At 68.2% G+C, this 18103-nt stretch carries 16 protein-coding genes; 1 reads left to right on the top strand and 15 read right to left on the bottom strand.

Annotation, left to right across the window (positions count from 1 at the left end):
• The first annotated feature begins 34 nt into the window (after nucleotides 1-34).
• On the top strand, nucleotides 35-565 hold the full coding sequence (locus GON09_RS01320) for an Rv3235 family protein (protein WP_213930265.1): 531 nt from the start codon (nucleotides 35-37) through the stop codon (nucleotides 563-565).
• Between the two features lie 64 nt (nucleotides 566-629).
• Here GON09_RS01320 and secA read toward each other — a convergent pair whose 3' ends face one another.
• From secA to GON09_RS01245, 15 genes are all read right to left on the bottom strand, one after another.
• Entirely contained in the window at nucleotides 630-3425 is a 2796-nt protein-coding gene (gene secA / locus GON09_RS01315) for a preprotein translocase subunit SecA (RefSeq protein WP_244865678.1), read from the bottom strand.
• 183 nt (nucleotides 3426-3608) lie between these two features.
• Nucleotides 3609-4277, bottom strand: coding sequence for a ribosome hibernation-promoting factor, HPF/YfiA family (gene hpf / locus GON09_RS01310; protein WP_374195264.1), 669 nt, complete (start codon nucleotides 4275-4277; stop codon nucleotides 3609-3611).
• A gap of 235 nt (nucleotides 4278-4512) precedes the next feature.
• Nucleotides 4513-5157 (bottom strand): ComF family protein, encoded by a 645-nt coding sequence (locus GON09_RS01305; RefSeq protein ID WP_213930263.1) that lies wholly within the window; start codon nucleotides 5155-5157, stop codon nucleotides 4513-4515.
• A 76-nt stretch (nucleotides 5158-5233) separates the two neighbouring features.
• Complete coding sequence (lpqB, locus tag GON09_RS01300) at nucleotides 5234-7018, bottom strand: MtrAB system accessory lipoprotein LpqB (RefSeq protein ID WP_213930262.1); 1785 nt, start codon at nucleotides 7016-7018, stop codon at nucleotides 5234-5236.
• On the bottom strand, nucleotides 7015-8664 hold the full coding sequence (mtrB, locus tag GON09_RS01295; protein WP_244865337.1) for an MtrAB system histidine kinase MtrB: 1650 nt from the start codon (nucleotides 8662-8664) through the stop codon (nucleotides 7015-7017). The genes lpqB and mtrB overlap by 4 nt, the downstream gene beginning before the upstream one ends.
• 68 nt (nucleotides 8665-8732) lie before the next feature.
• Entirely contained in the window at nucleotides 8733-9410 is a 678-nt protein-coding gene (gene mtrA, locus GON09_RS01290; RefSeq protein ID WP_006550216.1) for an MtrAB system response regulator MtrA, read from the bottom strand.
• Between the two features lie 5 nt (nucleotides 9411-9415).
• On the bottom strand, nucleotides 9416-10081 hold the full coding sequence (locus GON09_RS01285) for a dTMP kinase (RefSeq protein ID WP_213930260.1): 666 nt from the start codon (nucleotides 10079-10081) through the stop codon (nucleotides 9416-9418).
• A 57-nt stretch (nucleotides 10082-10138) separates the two neighbouring features.
• Entirely contained in the window at nucleotides 10139-11608 is a 1470-nt protein-coding gene (ahcY, locus tag GON09_RS01280; protein WP_213930259.1) for an adenosylhomocysteinase, read from the bottom strand.
• 110 nt (nucleotides 11609-11718) lie between these two features.
• Nucleotides 11719-12324 carry a TetR family transcriptional regulator gene (locus tag GON09_RS01275; RefSeq protein WP_213930258.1) on the bottom strand — a complete coding sequence of 202 codons (606 nt, stop codon included), beginning with the start codon at nucleotides 12322-12324 and terminating at the stop codon, nucleotides 11719-11721.
• 84 nt (nucleotides 12325-12408) lie between these two features.
• Nucleotides 12409-12594 (bottom strand): rubredoxin, encoded by a 186-nt coding sequence (locus tag GON09_RS01270; RefSeq protein WP_016694878.1) that lies wholly within the window; start codon nucleotides 12592-12594, stop codon nucleotides 12409-12411.
• The gene (locus GON09_RS01265) at nucleotides 12591-12758 is read right to left on the bottom strand and encodes a rubredoxin (RefSeq protein ID WP_213930257.1); all 168 of its coding nucleotides are present in this window, start codon (nucleotides 12756-12758) and stop codon (nucleotides 12591-12593) included. The genes GON09_RS01270 and GON09_RS01265 overlap by 4 nt, the downstream gene beginning before the upstream one ends.
• A 2-nt stretch (nucleotides 12759-12760) precedes the next feature.
• Nucleotides 12761-14005: an alkane 1-monooxygenase gene (locus GON09_RS01260; RefSeq protein WP_213930256.1), complete on the bottom strand. Its 1245-nt coding sequence runs from the start codon at nucleotides 14003-14005 to the stop codon at nucleotides 12761-12763.
• A gap of 206 nt (nucleotides 14006-14211) precedes the next feature.
• Nucleotides 14212-15492 carry a mannose-6-phosphate isomerase, class I gene (manA, locus tag GON09_RS01255; RefSeq protein ID WP_213930255.1) on the bottom strand — a complete coding sequence of 427 codons (1281 nt, stop codon included), beginning with the start codon at nucleotides 15490-15492 and terminating at the stop codon, nucleotides 14212-14214.
• Nucleotides 15492-16577 carry a tobH protein gene (locus GON09_RS01250; protein WP_213930254.1) on the bottom strand — a complete coding sequence of 362 codons (1086 nt, stop codon included), beginning with the start codon at nucleotides 16575-16577 and terminating at the stop codon, nucleotides 15492-15494. Before GON09_RS01250 ends, manA begins: the two co-directional genes overlap by 1 nt.
• A gap of 102 nt (nucleotides 16578-16679) precedes the next feature.
• Entirely contained in the window at nucleotides 16680-18050 is a 1371-nt protein-coding gene (locus GON09_RS01245; RefSeq protein WP_213930253.1) for a phosphomannomutase/phosphoglucomutase, read from the bottom strand.
• Between the last annotated feature and the right edge of the window lie 53 nt (nucleotides 18051-18103).

Below are 18103 nucleotides of genomic sequence, written 5' to 3'. Positions count from 1 at the left end.
TGCCGATCCGCCGTCACGACTCTCGGGAGAGCCCATGTCACATCACACCGGGCGCTACGTGCGCCGCCTCACCCACCTCGAACCTCCGGTCGAGGAGAACTGCGTTCGCTCCCGCAGCCACGCGACCCGCCGGGCCACCCCGCACGACGGTCGCTCCGGACGAATCCTGTTCCACCACGAGGGAACCGAGCGTCCCGGCGTAGCTGTGAACACGAACGACCAGCCGGGGATCCCCGTCGATCCGGCTGTCGGACGGGCGGCGGAGTCGGCCGTGCGCCTCGTCCTCGAGGTCGTCGACGGGCGCCGACCCGCGGTGCAGTCGGCGACCGTCCTCGACCCACGGCTCGTCTCCACGATCACCACGCACCGCACGCTGCGCGCAGGTCGCAGCACCGCGATCCTGTTGCGCACGCGCGTGCGCCCCGTCGACGCGGACACCGTGGAACTGTTCGGCAGCTACGCCCGCGGAGAGCGCGTGTTCGCATTCGCCGGGCGGATGGTGCGCAAACGTCCCCGTCCGCGCGCACCGCACCGCTGGACGATCACGACCCTGTGGCTCGGCTGAGTCACAGGGTCGTGAGGTGGGACGTAGGGCGCCGGCTACGCGGTACGGCCCTTACCGGGCCGGGTCAGCGGCGCCGGTTGGTCTTCGCGTCGCGCCGCGCGGCGGCACGACGCTCCTTGCGGGTGCCCGCCTGCTTCGGGGCGGATCCCGCATCGGAACCGGCGGTCGTCCGCGCGACGTGGGCGCGGCCGTCCTCGTCGGGACCGCTGTAGGTCAAGCGCCGTTCGGTCTCGTCGAGTCCCTTCGCCTGCAGCGCGGCCGGTGCGGGCTGTGCCGCGTGCGCGGGCTGCGCCGGAGCCGGACGCGCAGTCTGTGCGGGAGCCGCCTTGGCCAGGCTCGGAGCCGCCTGCGCGGCCGCTGCCGCCGAGGCCGCCGTGACCGCCACACCCGCCGACGGCTGCTGCTGCGCAGCCTCGACCTGCAGGTTGAACAGGAATCCGACCGACTCCTCCTTCAGACCCTCGAGCATCGCGGTGAACATGTCGAAACCTTCGCGCTGGTATTCGACGAGCGGATCACGCTGCGCCATCGCACGCAGGCCGATGCCCTCCTTGAGATAGTCCATCTCGTAGAGGTGCTCGCGCCACTTGCGGTCGAGGACCGACAGCAGCACGCGACGCTCGAGTTCGCGCATCGCGTTCTCACCGGCGATGGCCTCGAGTTCGGCCTCGCGGCGCGCGTAGGCGGCGCGGGCATCCTCGAGCAGGACCTCGAGCAGTCCGTCGCGGTCGAGGTCCTCGTTCTCGGCGACGAGCGTCTTGTGGTCGACACCCACCGGGTAGAGGGTCTTGAGCGCCGTCCACAGCTGCTCGAGATCCCAGTCCTCGACGTATCCCTCGGCGGTCGCGCCGTCGACGTAGGCGGTGACGACGTCGGTGAGCATGTGCTGCACCTGCCCCTCGAGATCCTCGCCGCGCAGGATCCGGCGACGCTCCTCGTAGATGACGGTGCGCTGCTGGTTCATCACCTCGTCGTACTTGAGGACGTTCTTGCGGATCTCGAAGTTCTGCTGCTCGACCTGCGTCTGGGCACTCTTGATGGCCTTGGAGACCATCTTCGCCTCGATCGGCACGTCATCGGGCAGGTTCAGCCGCGTCATGATCGACTCGAGGGCCGCACCGTTGAAGCGCCGCATCAACTCGTCGCCGAGCGAGAGGTAGAACCGCGACTCGCCCGGATCACCCTGACGGCCGGAACGGCCGCGCAGCTGGTTGTCGATACGACGGGACTCGTGCCGCTCGGTGCCGAGCACGTAGAGGCCACCGGCCGCGCGCACCTTCTCGGCGTCGGCCTTCGATTCGGCCTTGATCCGCTCGAGGATCTCGTCCCAGGCCGCCTCGTACTCCTCCGGCGTGTTGACCGGGTCGAGGCCGCGCTTGCGCAGTTCGATGTCGGCGAGGATGTCGGGATTGCCGCCGAGCACGACGTCGGTACCGCGACCGGCCATGTTCGTCGCGACCGTCACCGCGCCCGAGCGACCGGCCTGCGCGATGATCTGCGCTTCCTGCTCGTGGAACTTCGCGTTGAGCACGCTGTGCGCGACACCACGCCGGGTGAACTGGCGCGACAGGTACTCCGACCGCTCGACGCTCGTCGTGCCGATGAGGACGGGCTGCCCCTGCTCGTGACGCTCGACGACGTCGTCGACGACGGCTGCGAACTTCGCTTCCTCGGTCTTGTAGATGAGGTCGCCCTGGTCGACGCGCACCATCGGACGGTTCGTCGGGATCGGGATGACGCCCAGGCTGTAGATCTGGTGGAGCTCGGCGGCCTCGGTCTCGGCCGTACCGGTCATGCCCGACAGCTTGTCGTACAGACGGAAGTAGTTCTGCAGCGTGATCGTGGCGAGGGTCTGGTTCTCGGCCTTGATCTCGACGCCTTCCTTGGCCTCGATCGCCTGGTGCATGCCTTCGTTGTAGCGGCGGCCCGACAGGACGCGGCCGGTGAACTCGTCGACGATGACGACCTCGCCGTTGCGGACGATGTAGTCCTTGTCCTTGGCGTAGAGCTCCTTGGCCTTGATGGCGTTGTTGAGGTAGCTCACCAGCGGCGAGTTCGCCGCCTCGTACAGGTTGTCGATGCCGAGCTGGTCCTCGACGAACTCGACGCCGGCTTCGTGCACGCCGACGGTCCGCTTCCGGATGTCGATCTCGTAGTGCACCTCGGGCTTGAGCAGCTTCACGATGCGTGCGAACTCGGAGTACCACTTGCTCGACGCGTCGGCGGGACCCGAGATGATGAGCGGCGTCCGGGCCTCGTCGATGAGGATCGAGTCGACCTCGTCGACGACCGCGAAGTTGTGTCCGCGCTGCACGAGGTCGTCGAGCGAGTGCGTCATGTTGTCGCGCAGGTAGTCGAAACCGAACTCGTTGTTGGTGCCGTAGGTGATGTCGGCGGCGTAGGCCGCGCGGCGCTGCGCCGGGGTCATCCCGGACAGGATCACGTCGGTCTCGAGCCCGAGGAAACGGTGCACACGGCCCATCCACTCGGCGTCACGCTTGGCGAGATAGTCGTTGACCGTGACGACGTGGACGCCGTCGCCGGAGATCGCGTTGAGGTAGGCCGGCAGCACGCAGGTGAGGGTCTTGCCCTCACCGGTCTTCATCTCGGCGATGTTGCCGAAGTGCAGCGCCGCGCCACCCATGATCTGGACGAGATAGTGCTTCTGCCCGAGCACACGGAAGGACGCCTCCCGGGCGGTCGCAAAGGCCTCCGGGAGCAGATCGTCCAGTGTCTCGCCGTCCTGGTAGCGGCTCCGGAACTCCTCCGTCTTGGCCCGGAGTTCGGCGTCGGTCAGGGCCTCGAAGTCCGGGGAGAGGGAATCGACATGCTCGGCGATGTGCTTGAGCCGCTTGACCATGCGACCTTCACCGATCCGGAGCAGCTTCGTCAGCGACAGCACTGGTGTGTTCGTCCTCAATCTCGGGTACCTGCACGGACAAGAAATCCGGCCGAGGCCTTGTCGGACCCCGGCCGGATTCCATGGTAGGCGCTGCGCGGGAGTGACCGCGATGGCGAGTGCCTTCGGTCACTCCCGGCAGTGTCACACGAGCCTGATCAGACCGTAGTCGAAGGCGTGGCGCCGGTAGACCACGGACGGCTTGTCCGTCTCCTTGTCGTGGAACAGGTAGAAGTCGTGACCGACGAGTTCCATCTCGTAGAGGGCGTCGTCGACGGTCATCGGCACAGCGTTGTGTTCCTTCGTGCGGACGATGCGACCGGGACCGTCCTGGGGTTCCTTCTCGCTGTCGCCGAGCGACAGGTCGGGCGAGATCGCGAGTTCGTCGTCCTGGGCGAGGGCCGCGGTGGCTTCCGCCACGGACACGGGCGTCTTCTCACCGTAGGAAACCTTGCGGCGCTCCTTCGTCCTTCGCAGGCGCGATTCGAGCTTGCTGATCACCGACTCGAAGGCGGCGTAGAAGCTGTCGGCACTGGCCTCGGCCCGTACGACCGGTCCCTTCCCGCGGGCTGTGATCTCGACTCGTTGAGCGCTCTTCCGCTGACGTCTGTTGCGTTCGTGCTGCAACTCGACATCGAAGATGAAGATCGTCGGATCGAAACGCTCGAGCCGAGCGAGTTTCTCGGAGACATAGATCCGGAAATGATCGGGGACCTCGACGTTGCGTCCTTTCACGACAACGTCGGCATTGGGACCTTCCATGCCGGCATCGGCCTCTGCAACGGAACCTCTGGACTTCGAAGGGGTCGTCACGCGTACCTCCCGAGTTACGGCCGACGCAGCCCGCGCGCCGGCGTGAGCGATGAGCGCGAAAAGGCGCTCGCCCGGAAAGGGATGAACAGGCGTTTCCACCCGTCTACCTTGTTGTTTCCGGGTCTGATGGCGACGGTAGTACGTAACGCGGAGGTCTGCCACCGTTCCCGCTCTATTTCACTTCGTGTCGCCGGTCGACCCCGCGTCGAGGCCCGTCGGAGGCTTCGACGACGGCTCACGCATGAGCGATCACGAGGACACCGAGGGGACGAAAACCTGCATGCCGGAGCGCCCGGACCGACTCGCGAGCAGTGGTGCCGGTGGTGAGCACATCGTCGACCACGAGCACCGGGACCGTTCGCGACAACCCGTCGGCGCTCACCGTCACGCGACCGGCGAGATTGCGTTGCCGGTCGGCTGCGGTGAGCCCCACCGAGTCGCGCACACCCGCTGCCACGCCCAGGATCGGATGCACGTGGAGGTGACGGTCGTGCATCGCGGCGGCCCGGGCGGCACGCGCGACAGGATCGCCTCCGCGTGCCCGCGCCGCCCGCGCCCGGGTGGGGGCGGGCGCCACGATCAGCGGTCCGCCGGGCAGCTCGCCCCATCTCCGCAGCCGCGTGATCGCAACCGCCCATGCGAGCCCGAGAGGATCCGCGAGATCCCGCCGGGCGCGTTCCTTGGCGACGATCACCGCGCGACGCCTGGGACCGGAATACGGGCCCAGACTCCACACCGGAACCCCGGGATCGACGCGGGGCGTCACCCCCACGGGGTGGTCCCCGAGTTCCCGCGCGCATGCCCGGCACCAGTTCACCCCAGGAGCGGCGCATCCACCGCACCGGGCAGGCAGGACGAGATCGAGAAGGGCCGTCAGCACACCGGGAGTGTGCCGGACGTCACCGACAGTCGGGTATCGACGCCGACACCGGCAGCCGGTGCCACCGGCACCGTGCTCAGCCCGGCAGGACGGGAATCGCGGCCATCCCGGCGAGGCCGGGCACCTCACGCCAGTACCGGTCACCGGCGGGGTCGCGGTTGTTGAGCTGGAAGACCGTCCGGGAATCCGCGACGAACTCGCTCGCCGTCGATGCCTCGACCGCCACCACCGGAGGCGTGAGATTGCGGCTCGGCAGTGCGTCGATGCGTGAGCCGTCCACCGCGACCTGCACGACAGGCACGTCGGCCGACGCGCGGGAGACGACGATCGTGTCGGCCGTGCTCCAGTCCAGGGCGAGCGCGGGACCGCCGAGACCGAACCCGATCTCCCGCGGATTGGTGAGCGAGTACTCGCCGGTCGTGGTCGGCACGACGGTCGCGACGAAGACTCGCCCATCGATGATCATGGCGGCGCGGACACCGTCGCGCGACAGGCGCAGCTCGGTGATGCGGCCGCCGAGACCGCGGATCGCCCCCGCCTCGACCCCGACGACGGTGACCCGCCCGGTGCCGGGTTCGCGCACCGCGCGCACCACCGCGGTCCCGTTGACGACCGCCCACACCGAATTGTTGTTGGGCGACCAGGACGGCCGCGTGATCGACTCGCCGTCGACCGCCGGCTCGGCACCGCCCTCGCTGTAGGCCCCCACCATCAATTGCACGGCGGGTTCCGGTTCCGGTTTCCCGGTGTTCTCGACCGCGGCGACGAGTTCGCCGTCCAGCGACAGGGCGACCGACTGGAGGTCGTCGGACGCACCGAAGAAGCTGCGGACGGGTGTCACGCCCGTCTCGGCAACGCTCACCAGTGCCCCGTCGAGCAGGGCGTGCAGACCCACCGTCACGCTCGACGCGGCGAGTGGGTTCATCGACGCCACGTCCGCGGTGGTCCACCCGTTCGGGAAGCGTTCGTCGAGCGGCTGGCCGTCGGCGAGGAGGTGGTACGGACCGCTGATGTCGGCATTGGCGAGGGTCCAGATCACCTGTGCGGCGAGCAGTTCGCGATCCTGCCGGCCCATCGAGCCGACCCCTTGGAAGTCGATGCGGATACCGCCGAGTCCGATCCCCACGTCGGTCGTGCGGCCGTCGGCCTTCGTCACCGATCCGATGACGGTGACGTCCTCGAGCAGGTTCTTCACCGCGGGGGCGAGTACCTGCTTCGGACCTTCGACGAGCAACCCGATCAGCTGGGAGGCCGTCTGCTCGGGTGTGCCCGTGATCCACCGGGGATCGGGGACGACGGCGTTGCCGGTCGGGTCGAGGAAGTACAGCGAGCGACGCTGATAGGTGTTGAGGAAGCGGGGGCGGTCCATGATGACGCCGGCCGGCAGCCGGTCGATGCGCCACTCCCCGTCGGTGCGGACGAGGGAGAAACGCGCCTCGAACTCCCCGTCGGCGGGGCGGTAGATGCCGCCCTCCTCGAGATAGCCGACGGTGCTCGCCCGCACCACGTAGGTGGCGCTGTCGCCGTCGCGCTCCTCGACGAGGACGTCGACCTTGTCGACGATCGTCGCGCTCGCGGCGTCGTCCCAGGTGTCGGACATCGTGGGCGTGAGGAACTGGCGGGCCGCGCGATGGCGGTTGGTCGGATCCGTGCTGGCCTGGAGGAAGTCGCGCAGGAGCAGGTCGGGTTCGCGACCCGGTACCGGTGCGGCGACCTCCGTGGTCGAGGGGCCGCGTTCGAGGGTTCCGATGGCCTGCGGGGACGACGAATCGGGCAGGGTGGCACATCCCGACAGCACAAGTCCGGCCACCGTCAGGAGTACGAGGAGCACGCCCGCTGCACGCGGAGTCGAGCGGCTCATGTACTGGCTCCTTCGGACGGTGTGGTCGCAGAGTCGGTCGGGGCCCTTCCGCTCGACGGCTCCTCCGAGGTGCCGTCGCCCGACGGGGGCTTGCCCTGCACGGCCTTCGCTGCGCTGGGGACGAGCGGAAGGGGGCTGCGACCCACTTTACGGCCGCGTTCGCGGGGCAGGGTCAGCCGGAAGCTGGCACCCCGTCCCGGTTCGCCCCACGCCTCGAGTTTGCCGTTGTGCAGGTTGGCGTCCTCGACGCTGATGGCGAGTCCGAGTCCGGTGCCACCGGAGCGCCGGACCCGCGACGGGTCCGAACGCCAGAAGCGGTTGAAGACGAGCTTCTCCTCCCCCGGTCGCAGGCCCACGCCCTGATCACGCACGACGAAGGCCGCGGCGGTGTCGTCGGCGCGCAGCCGCAGCAGGATGGGTTTGCCCTCACCGTGATCGATCGCGTTGGCGAGGAGGTTCCGCAGGATGCGTTCGACACGACGCGGGTCGACGTCGGCCTCGACGGACTCGTCCGGCATGTCGACGATGAGCTCGGTGGCGGTCTCGCGGGCCAGGTGACGCACGGTCGAGACGGCGGCACGCGCGCACATCCGCAGGTCGAGACGCTCGGAGGCGAGTTCGGCGACACCTGCGTCATGCCGGCTGATCTCGAGCAGGTCGTTGAGCAGACTCTCGAAACGGTCGAGTTCGGCGACGAGCAGTTCGGAGGACCGTTTGAGGACGGGGTCGAGGTCGTCGCTTCCGTCGTGGATGAGGTCGGCGGCCATGCGCACCGTCGTAAGCGGGGTGCGCAGTTCGTGGCTCACGTCGGAGGTGAACCGCTTCTGCAGGTTGCCGTACTCCTCGAGCTGGGTGATCTGCCGCGACAAGCTCTCGGCCATCTCGTTGAACGACATCGCGAGGCGCGCCATGTCGTCCTCGCCTCGGACCGGCATGCGTTCCTTGAGCCGCCCGTCCGCGAACCGCACGGCGATTCGGGAGGCCGACCGGATGGGGAGCACGACCTGCCGCGCGACGATCATGGAGATCGCTGCCAGCAGGACGAGCAGGACCACGGCGCCGACGAGCAGAGTGCCGCGGACGAGGGCGAGGGTGCGTTCCTCACCGCCGAGCGGGAAGACGAGATACAGCTCGAGCGTCGAGATGTCGGAGTCGGTGGGACTACCCATGATCAGGGCCGGCCCGGTGTAACCGTCGGGATCGGCGACGGTCGCGAACTGGTACGCGATCTGCCCGTTCTGGACGAACGCGCGCAGGTTCTGCGGGATCTGGTCGGCGGGCCCGCTCGAGGTGGGGGCCCGCGGACCGTCGCCGGGGACGATGAGGACGGGGTCGAAGGTTCCGGCGACGCCGGTGTCCTGTCCCCCGTCGCTGCCGCGGCTGGTGAGGATCGCCGCGGCACCGTCGAGACGGACCGCGAGCGAGCCCGAGTCGTCGGCGCCTGCGAGCTGTCCCTCGACGAGTGCGCGCGAGCGCTCCATCTCCTCGGTCGCGGCATCGATCTTCACTTCGAGCAGACGATCGGTGATCTGGCTCGTGAGTACCACTCCGAGCACGAACATGACGATCAACGACAGCGTGAGGGTCGAGGTCACGACCCGCAGCTGCAGCGATCGTCGCCAGGTGTGCGCGAGTCGGCTGCTCATCGACCGCGACCACCTCACCAGCGGCAGCGTCCTACGCGTGATACGCCGCCGAAGCCGGTAGGTTCGGATCACGGCGGTCCGGCCTTGTAGCCGACCCCCCGCACCGTGAGCACCGCCTCGGGATTCTCGGGATCCTTCTCGACCTTCGCGCGCAGGCGCTGGACGTGGACGTTCACGAGCCGGGTGTCGGCGGCATGCCGGTAGCCCCAGACCTGTTCGAGCAGGACCTCACGTGTGAACACCTGGCGCGGCTTGCGCGCGAGCGCCACGAGCAGATCGAACTCGAGAGGCGTGAGCGAGATCGCCTCGTCGCCGCGGGTGACCTTGTGGGCGGGGACGTCGATGGTGATGTCGCCGATCGTCAGGACCTCGGCCGGTTCCTGCTCGGTGCGGCGCAGCCTGGCCCGCACGCGCGCGACGAGTTCCTTCGGCTTGAACGGCTTGACGATGTAGTCGTCGGCGCCGGACTCGAGACCGAGGACGACGTCGACGGTGTCGGACTTGGCGGTGAGCATCACGATCGGCACACCCGAATCCGCGCGGAGCACGCGACAGACGTCGATGCCGTTCATGCCGGGGAGCATGAGATCGAGCAGGACGAGGTCGGGTCGGATCTCGCGCACGGCACCGAGCGCCTGCGTGCCGTCCCCCACCACGAACGGTTCGAATCCCTCGCCGCGCAGCACGATCGTGAGCATCTCGGCCAGCGCGGTGTCGTCGTCGACTACCAGAATCCTCGGCTTCATAGCCTCTATCGTGTCACCCCTTCACCGTCGTGAAGCAGATTTGAGATGTGAACGGCGAGTTGTCGCGCGGAGGTCTGCGGGCCCGCGACCTCCCAGGGAGACATCCACTGTTGCTGCGCGAGCCCGTCGTACACCGCGCCCGTGCGTTCCTGTAGACCGGCGTCGCGCTCGTAGGCGTCGCGGTCGCGGTCCGCCTCGGTCGCGGCTCGGTGACGGGCACGCTCCGCGGCCAGTTCGACGGGAACGCGGAGCAGCACCTGCAGATCGGGCACCGGAAGCCCGAACCGTTCGAACTCGAGCCGGCGGATCCACTCCACCGCCGGGCCCGTCGCGTCCTCGTTCCGGCGGGCCGCGGTGTACGCGGCGTTGGACGCGACGTACCGGTCGAGCAACACGATGTCGTTGTCGGCGAGCAGCTTCCGCAGTTCGTCGGCCGCATCACGGCGGTCGAGGGCCCACAGCAGCGCCATCGCCTCGACGCTCGAGGCGGTGTCGCCGTGCTGCCCGCGCAATGCCTCCGCACCCAGATCGGCGTGGATCGACTGCCCGTAACGCGGGAAGGCCAGTGTCGCGACCCTCCGTCCGGCTTCGCGCCAGGTCTCGACGAGACCGGCGGACAACGTCCGTTTGCCGGCCCCGTCGAGACCCTCGACGACGATCAGATCACCCATGCGCCCTGTGATTCCAGATCACTCATGCGCTCCGCGTTTCCCGTCGAGTGCCCGGGATCAGTAGCGGTAGTGCTCGGGCTTGTACGGGCCCTCGACGTCGACGCCGATGTACTCCGCCTGCTCCTTGGTCAGCTTCGTGATCTGCCCGCCGAGCGCCTCGACGTGGATCTTCGCGACCTTCTCGTCGAGATGCTTGGGCAGGCGGTAGACCTCGTTGTCGTACTCGTCGGGCTTGGTCCACAGCTCGATCTGGGCGATCACCTGGTTCGCGAACGAGTTGCTCATCACGAAGGAGGGGTGGCCCGTGGCGTTGCCGAGGTTGAGCAGGCGGCCCTCCGACAGGACGATGATCGAATGTCCGTCGGCGAAGGTGAACTCGTCGACCTGCGGCTTGATGTTGATCCGCGTGACGTCGGCTGCCCGCTCGAGGCCGGCCATGTCGATCTCGTTGTCGAAATGACCGATGTTGCCGAGGATGGCCTGGTGCTTCATCGCCTTCATGTGTTCGAAGGTGATGATGTCCTTGTTGCCGGTCGCGGTGATGACGATGTCGGCCCGGCCGATGAAGTCCTCGACCGTCACGACGTCGTAGCCGTCCATCATGGCCTGCAGCGCGTTGATCGGGTCGACCTCGGTGACCGACACGCGTGCACCCTGGCCGCGGAGCGCCTCGGCGCAGCCCTTGCCGACGTCGCCGTAACCGCACACGAGCGCGGCCTTGCCGCCGATAAGGACGTCGGTGCCGCGGTTGATGCCGTCGAGCAGCGAGTGCCGGGTGCCGTACTTGTTGTCGAACTTGCTCTTGGTGACCGAGTCGTTGACGTTGATCGCCGGGAACGCGAGCTCACCGGCGGCCGACAGCTGGTACAGACGCAGCACGCCGGTCGTGGTTTCCTCGGTGACGCCCTGGACCGACTCGGCGACGGTGGTCCACTTCTTCGAGTCGGCGGCGAGCGAGCGGCGCAGCAGTTCGAGGAAGACCTGGTACTCGGCGGAGTCCTGCTCCTCGTCGATCGGCGGGACGACGCCGGCCCTCTCGAACTGGGCGCCCTTGAGCACGAGCATCGTGGCGTCGCCGCCGTCGTCGAGGATCATGTTGGCGGGCTCACCGGGCCAGGTGAGCATCTGCTCGGCCGCCCACCAGTACTCCTCGAGCGTCTCGCCCTTCCAGGCGAAGACCGGGACGCCCTTGGGCTCTTCGGGGGTGCCGTGCGGGCCGACGACGATCGCCGCGGCGGCGTGGTCCTGGGTGGAGAAGATGTTGCACGACGCCCAGCGCACCTGCGCACCGAGGGAGACGAGCGTTTCGATGAGCACAGCGGTCTGGACCGTCATGTGCAGCGAGCCGGAGATCCGTGCGCCCTTCAGCGGCTGCACCTCCGCGTACTCGCGACGCAACGCCATCAGGCCCGGCATCTCGTGTTCGGCGAGCCGGATCTCCTTGCGCCCGAATTCGGCGAGGGACAGATCGGCGACCTTGAAATCGAGACCGTTGACCCGGTCGGCGACGAGCGTGGTGTCAGACACGTGCAGATGCCTCTTCCTGTCGGCAGACAATGTTGGTTCCAGGCTATACAACCTGCGCAAGGATCGGCCGAGCAGATCGTTCACGACGGTTCCGCCCGGCCGCCCGGCGGTCAGCCGCGGACGGCGGCCCGTTCGACGAACGGCACGAGCAGATCGGCGAGGTCGGCGGCGACGTCGCGCCCCGACGCCGGTGGCATGGAGACGAAACTCAGCGCCACCCGCACGACGGCGCGCGCCAGGATCCCCGCGTCGGATTCGGACGCCGCGATCCAGCTGTGATGGAAGGTCTCGGTGAGGCGACCCGCGCCCCGCTCGAGGATGGGGGCGGCGTCGGTGGTGATCAACCGCAGCAGGTCGGGCTTGGCCTCACCGCTCAGCAGTGACTGCACGAGCGGGTCGGCGGCGGAGGCCTCGAAGAAGAACGCGAAGCCGTCGACGAGAGCGGTGCGCGCGTCCCCGACGTGCGCGTACACCGAGTCGGCCACGGCGTCGACGAACTCGTCGACCAGGCGCAGCGCGTAGCCCTGAGCCAGCCCCTGCCGCGAGGAGAATTCCTTGTAGAGGGTCTGTCGGCTGATTCCGGCGGTCCGGGCGACGTCGCTCATCGTGACCGCCGACCAGTCGCGTTCGTGCAACAGCTCGCGCATGGCGTCGAGGATCGTCGAGCGCAACAGCACCCGACTGGCCTCGTGGAAGGGAACCCGCGCGTTCGACATGGTGGGAACGCTCTCACGCCCGGATGTGCTCGTCAAAGCAACGCAGGCTGCCGTTCACGGGGCAGGGCTTCACCGGACAGGGGTTCACCGGCGGACGATCTCCACCATCTCGAAGTCGGCCTTGGCGGCACCGCAGTCCGGACAGGACCAGTCGTCGGGGATGTCCTCCCACCGGGTGCCCGGTTCGATGCCCTCGTCGGGCCATCCCTCGGCCTCGTCGTATTCGAAACCGCACACGAGACAACGGAACAAGCGGTAGTCGGTACTCATGGGGTGTACTCCTCGAAATCGATCTTCTCCCGGACTCCGCAGTCGGGGCACGGCCAGTCGTCCGGCACCTCGGACCACGCAGTGCCGGGCGGGAAACCTTCCCGCGGGGCGCCGGCACTCTCGTCGTAGGTGAACTCGCAGACGGGACAGCGGTAGGACGACACGATCACTTCCCTTCCGCGGCAGCGTGATCCACTACTCCGTAGCGGGCGAGGATCTTCTCGCGCCGACGCGGCTCGATGTTCACGCGGGTGATGTCGCCGTCGTAGTGGTCGAGCACACGGTGATCCATGACCTTGCGCCACAGCGGCGGGATGTAGGCGAGGGTGATCATCGTCGCGTAGCCGGCCGGCAACTGCGGGGAGATCTCCATGCTGCGCAGGGTCTGGTAGCGCCGCGTGGGATTGGCGTGATGATCGCTGTGCCGCTGCAGGTGGTACAGGAAGATGTTGGTCACCAGATGGTCGCTGTTCCAGCTGTGCGCGGGCGAGCAGCGCTCGTAGCGTCCCTTACCGGCCTTCTGCCGGAGCAGGCCGTAGTGCTCGAGATAGTTCACGACCTCGAGCAGCGAGAACCCGAAGATCGCCTGGATCACGAGATACGGCGCGATGGACAGGCCGAAGACACCCAACAGCACCGCGTACAGCGCGACCGAGATCGCCCAGGCGTTGAGGACGTCGTTGTGCACGCTCCACACCGGCTTGTCGAGCCGTTCGAGGCGGGCCCGCTCGAGACGCCATGCCGAGCGCAGGCTGCCGACCACACTGCGCGGCAGGAAACGCCAGAAACTCTCCCCGAACCGCGCCGAGGCGGGATCCTCCGGAGTCGCAACGCGCACGTGGTGCCCGCGATTGTGTTCGATGTAGAAGTGGCCGTAGAAGGCAGGGGCGAGCGCCCACTTCGACAGCCGCCGTTCGAATTCGACCTTCTTGTGGCCGAGTTCGTGCGCCGTGTTGATCCCGATGCCCGCGACCACGCCGACCGAGATGGCGAGACCGATCTTCGAGATCGCGCCGAGGCCGCCGTCGATGCCGAGCCAGGACAGATCGTCGGCCGACCACAGATAGCAGGCGAAGATCAGCGACGCGAACTGGAAGGGCAGATACAGGTAGGTGCAGTAGCGGTAGAAGCGGTCGTTCTCGAGTTGCTCGAACAACTCGTCGGGAGGGTTCTCGCCGTCGGGCCCGATGAACAGGTCGAGCATCGGCACGAGGACGTAGATCAGCAGCGGGCCGATCCACCACAGGACCGGGGTGATGCTCTGCAGACCGAGTTCGTTACCGCCCCACACCAGCGCGGTGGCGACGAACAGTGCCGTCGGAGGCACCAATCCCAGAAGCCACAGATGGCGTTTGCGGTCGCGCCAGTGGAGATCGGGCCGATCCACCGAATCCGCCGATGCCGTACTCATGTCGGGTCTCCTCATCACCGTCGATGACGCCGGGTACGCCACCCTTCGGTGACGCACACCACTCATACCTTGACTCTAGAACGCTATTCGTCCGAGGTCTAGACATTTGGAGGTATTTGTAAATCTCACGACATGCGGCCGAAACGACGAAGGCGAGCCCCTGCGGGCTCGCCTTCCGTTCGAATCGGTCCCGACCGGGACCCCGATCAGGACTCGTCGACCACCGATGCCGGCACCTCACCGAGACGGGCCCGGAAGACCTGTGTGTCCGCGGCACAGCCGTGGACGGTCGGCTGCCGATCGCAGGCCGACAGCCACGCCGAGTCACCGGGCTTCAGCGTCACCGACTCGCCCTCGCACTCGACCCGGACATCGCCCGCGGTGCACAGCAGGATCTGGGGACCATCGGCACCGACCCCGAGGGCGTCGCCGGCACCGAGATCGATGCGCGACAACGCGAACTCCGGCGCCGGAGTGCGGTAGCGGCGTTCGACCGGACCGGCCTGGCCCGAAACGGTCTCCGCCGAGACCTCCGGCACAGCGTCGAGGACCGGCACCGACGCCGCGCCGAAGTCGAGCACCCGCAGCAATTCGGGCACGTCCACGTGCTTGGGCGTGAGACCGCCGCGCAGCACGTTGTCGGAGTTCGCCATGATCTCGACACCCATGCCGTGCAGATAGGCGTGCAGATTCCCCGCGTCGAGGTAGAGCCCCTCCCCCGGCTGCAGGGTGATGCGGTTGAGCAGCAGCGACGCCAGCACCCCGGCATCGCCGGGATAGAAATCCGCCAGCTGCAGAGCCGTGCGCACCTCCGGAACGAAGTCGCGTTCGCCGTCCCGGCCGGCGGCGAGATAGGTCACGCAGCCGTCGAGCACGCGCGGCAGCAGCGCCGCGAGAGCGGGCGGAGGCAACGTGATCCAGGTGGTGAACAACGCCCGCAGGCCACTCGAATCGGGTTGCCCCGCGAGCAGCCCCACATAGGGGTCGAGCTCCGGGACCGCCAGCGCCTCGAACAGCTCCACGGTCCGCTTCGGATCACGGAAACCGGCGAGCGCCTCGAATCGCGTCAGCGCCACCACGAGTTCGGGCTTGTGGCTCGCGTCCTTGTAGTTGCGAACCGGCGAGTCGATCGGGATTCCCAGCGCTTCCTCGCGAGCGAACCCCTCGGCCGCCTGACGGGCGCTGGGATGCGCCTGCAACGACAAGGGCTCCTCCGCCGCCAGGAGCTTGAGGAGGAAGGGCAGCCGGGGCCCGAACGCCCCCACCGTGCGGTCGCCGAGGTGTCGCTGCGGATCGGCCGACAGCAGGTCGAGCAGCGAGTGCTCGTCGCCGTCGGAATCCACCAGCCGGGCGGGATCTGCCGGGTGCGCACCGAGCCACAACTCGGCCTCGGGATGATGGGACGGCACAGTCCGGCCACGCAGAGTGGCGATCGCGGTCCGCGATCCCCAGGCGTACGAGCGCACCGCCCCTTCGAGTCGGTGCACTATCTCCCCCCCGCCAATCCGAGATATGCGGCCGCCATTTCTGTGCGGACAGTCAACACTGCCACCTGTTCCAGCACGGTCGGTACCGTGCTCGACTCGAATTCTCCGATCACGGACATCAATTCCACATCCGGTAGTGCCGCCGTCCTCCGCTGCGCCGCCGACCGGTCGGGGTCCGTACTGAGCACGAACACCCGCGCCGGTGCGATCGGCGCCGGCCCGTCCAGTTCTTCGTCGTGGAAGAACGGGTCGTAGTTCTCACCGCTCGCGGCAACGACGGCCGTGAGCCGATCGCGGGCGACCAGAACGTCGCCGAGCGCCGCGGCGCCCGCGACCACGCCCGCCTCCCGCAGCAAGGACTCCGACGCGTGCCGGGCGAGCACCGTTGTCGCGGCGGAATCACCCGCGAACACCACCCGGCGCGACTGCATGCGCACCGCGAGCGACTTCGCAGGATTGTGGAAGACCTCGTTCTCCGGATGATTACGCGCCGCTTCCTCGTCGGCCGTGTCGGCCACGTCGGCGAGCAGCGGCACACCGGCGATCCGCACGGCCCGCTGCAGCACACCGAGGACCGCGCAGAACACCGCGACATGCCGGGCGAGCACGTACCGCGTCTGGACGCGGACCCGAGGCGGCAACGACATCGCGCGACCGGCCGCGACCGCCCGCACCGGACCCTCGTCCGGGGCGTCGACGACGACTTCCGCGCTGCGCCGTAGTCCGGCGTCGATGCTGCGAGCCAATTCCGGATCGCCGGCATCGTTTCCCGAGACCACCACGACGTCGAGCGCACCCACCCAGGGTGGAGTGGCCGGAGCGGCGACCAGCGGTACACCGGCCTGGCCGCCGAACATCGCGACGATCAATTCGGCGGCCGATCTGGCGCGGGCATCGGTGCCGACGAAAACGACACTGCGGGGATGCATGTCGGTGAGGCGTCCGAGCAGACCTTCGTCGACCGCCGCGGCGACCGCGCGGATCTGAGCGCCGCCGAGAGCCGCGCTCCTGAGGATGCCGTCGACATCGGCGGCGAGCAGGCCGCCCGCATCGTCGAAGTCGAACAGCGGTGAGGGTGCCGTCACGACCGCATCACCTTCCTTCCGCCGCCGCGACCTCGGCGAGCCACCTGACCGAGCCCGGCACGCCATGCACCGGCACTTCGATTATTCCCGTTGTCCCTCCGTCTACGCACGAACGACGGAAAGGATCTCCTCGACCAATGCCTCGACCTCACCGTCCGTGCGCGCCTCCACGTTGAGCCGCAGCAGCGGCTCGGTGTTGGACGCGCGCAGGTTGAACCATGCGTTGTCGGGCAGGTCCACGGTGACACCGTCGAGCCGGTCGATCGACACCGCGCGATCGGCGAACGCCGCGACGACCGCTTCGGTGCGCTCGGTCGCGTCGGCGACCGTCGAATTGATCTCCCCCGACGCCGCGTACCGGTTGTAGGAGCTCATCAGCCCGGAGAGCGGACCGTCCTGCGAGGCCAGCGCGGCGAGTACGTGCAGTGCCGCGAGCATGCCCGAGTCGGCGCCCCAGAAATCGCGGAAGTAATAGTGTGCCGAGTGCTCCCCGCCGAAGACCGCGCCGGTCTCGGCCATCTGCTGCTTGATGAACGAATGGCCGACCCGGGTGCGGACGGGCTTGCCGCCCTGCTCGGTGACGAGCTCTGGCACCACCCGCGAGGTGATCAGGTTGTGGATGATCGTGGAGCCGGGGTCCTTGGCGAGCTCGCGTGCTGCGACGAGCGCCGTCACCGCCGACGGCGTGACCGGCTCGCCGCGCTCGTCGACCACGAAGCAGCGATCGGCGTCGCCGTCGAAGGCCAGGCCCACGTCGGCGCCGGACTCGACGACCAGACGCTGGAGGTCGACGAGGTTGGCGGGATCGAGAGGGTTCGCCTCGTGGTTCGGGAAGGTGCCGTCGAGTTCGAAGTACAGCGGGACGAGGTCGACGGGCAGGGCACCGAAGACGGCGGGGACGGTGTGGCCGCCCATGCCGTTACCGGCGTCGACCGCCACCTTGAGCGGCCGCATCTGCGCGAGGTCGACCAGACCGCGGACGAACGAGGCGTAGTCCTCGAGGACGTCGCGCTCGGTGATGCTGCCACGCTCGCCGTCGTATCCGGGTACACCCTCGACGAGATCGGCCGAGATCTGCGCCAGACCGGTGTCCTGTCCGACGGGCTTGGCACCGGCGCGGCAGAGCTTGATGCCGTTGTACTTCGCGGGGTTGTGGCTCGCGGTGAACATCGCGCCGGGTGCGTCGAGCAGACCCGACGCGAAGTAGAGCTGGTCGGTGGACGCGAGTCCGATGAGCACCACGTCGAGTCCCTGTGCGGTGACCCCGTCGGCGAAAGCCTGGGACAACGACGGGGACGAGGCGCGCATGTCGTGCCCGATCACCACACGGTCGGCGCTGCCCTCGCTGCGCAACAGACGTGCGAACGACGCTCCGACCTCGCGGACGAACTCCTCGTCGATCTGCTCCCCGACGACTCCCCGGACGTCGTACGCCTTGATGACCGCTGACACCGACTCGGCAGCTCTCGCCACTGTATTGACTCCTGAACCTCGACTCGTGCGATGCCGTCCTCCGCGACATCGCA

The organism is Rhodococcus sp. B50 (assembly GCF_013602415.1).
Taxonomy (GTDB): Bacteria; Actinomycetota; Actinomycetes; order Mycobacteriales; family Mycobacteriaceae; genus Rhodococcus.
Note: the sequence above shows the minus strand (reverse complement) of the source record. Positions and strands in the feature narration are given on the sequence as shown.

Coding starts and splice junctions, on each gene's coding strand:
- GON09_RS01285 (WP_213930260.1), bottom strand. CDS start 10,081: ATGGGTGATCTGATCGTCGTCGAGGGTCTCGACGGGGCCGGCAAACGG.
- GON09_RS01260 (WP_213930256.1), bottom strand. CDS start 14,005: ATGAGTACGGCATCGGCGGATTCGGTGGATCGGCCCGATCTCCACTGG.
- lpqB (WP_213930262.1), bottom strand. CDS start 7,018: ATGAGCCGCTCGACTCCGCGTGCAGCGGGCGTGCTCCTCGTACTCCTG.
- secA (WP_244865678.1), bottom strand. CDS start 3,425: ATGGTCAAGCGGCTCAAGCACATCGCCGAGCATGTCGATTCCCTCTCC.
- GON09_RS01270 (WP_016694878.1), bottom strand. CDS start 12,594: ATGAGTACCGACTACCGCTTGTTCCGTTGTCTCGTGTGCGGTTTCGAA.
- mtrA (WP_006550216.1), bottom strand. CDS start 9,410: ATGAAGCCGAGGATTCTGGTAGTCGACGACGACACCGCGCTGGCCGAG.
- GON09_RS01275 (WP_213930258.1), bottom strand. CDS start 12,324: ATGTCGAACGCGCGGGTTCCCTTCCACGAGGCCAGTCGGGTGCTGTTG.
- mtrB (WP_244865337.1), bottom strand. CDS start 8,664: ATGAGCAGCCGACTCGCGCACACCTGGCGACGATCGCTGCAGCTGCGG.
- GON09_RS01320 (WP_213930265.1), top strand. CDS start 35: ATGTCACATCACACCGGGCGCTACGTGCGCCGCCTCACCCACCTCGAA.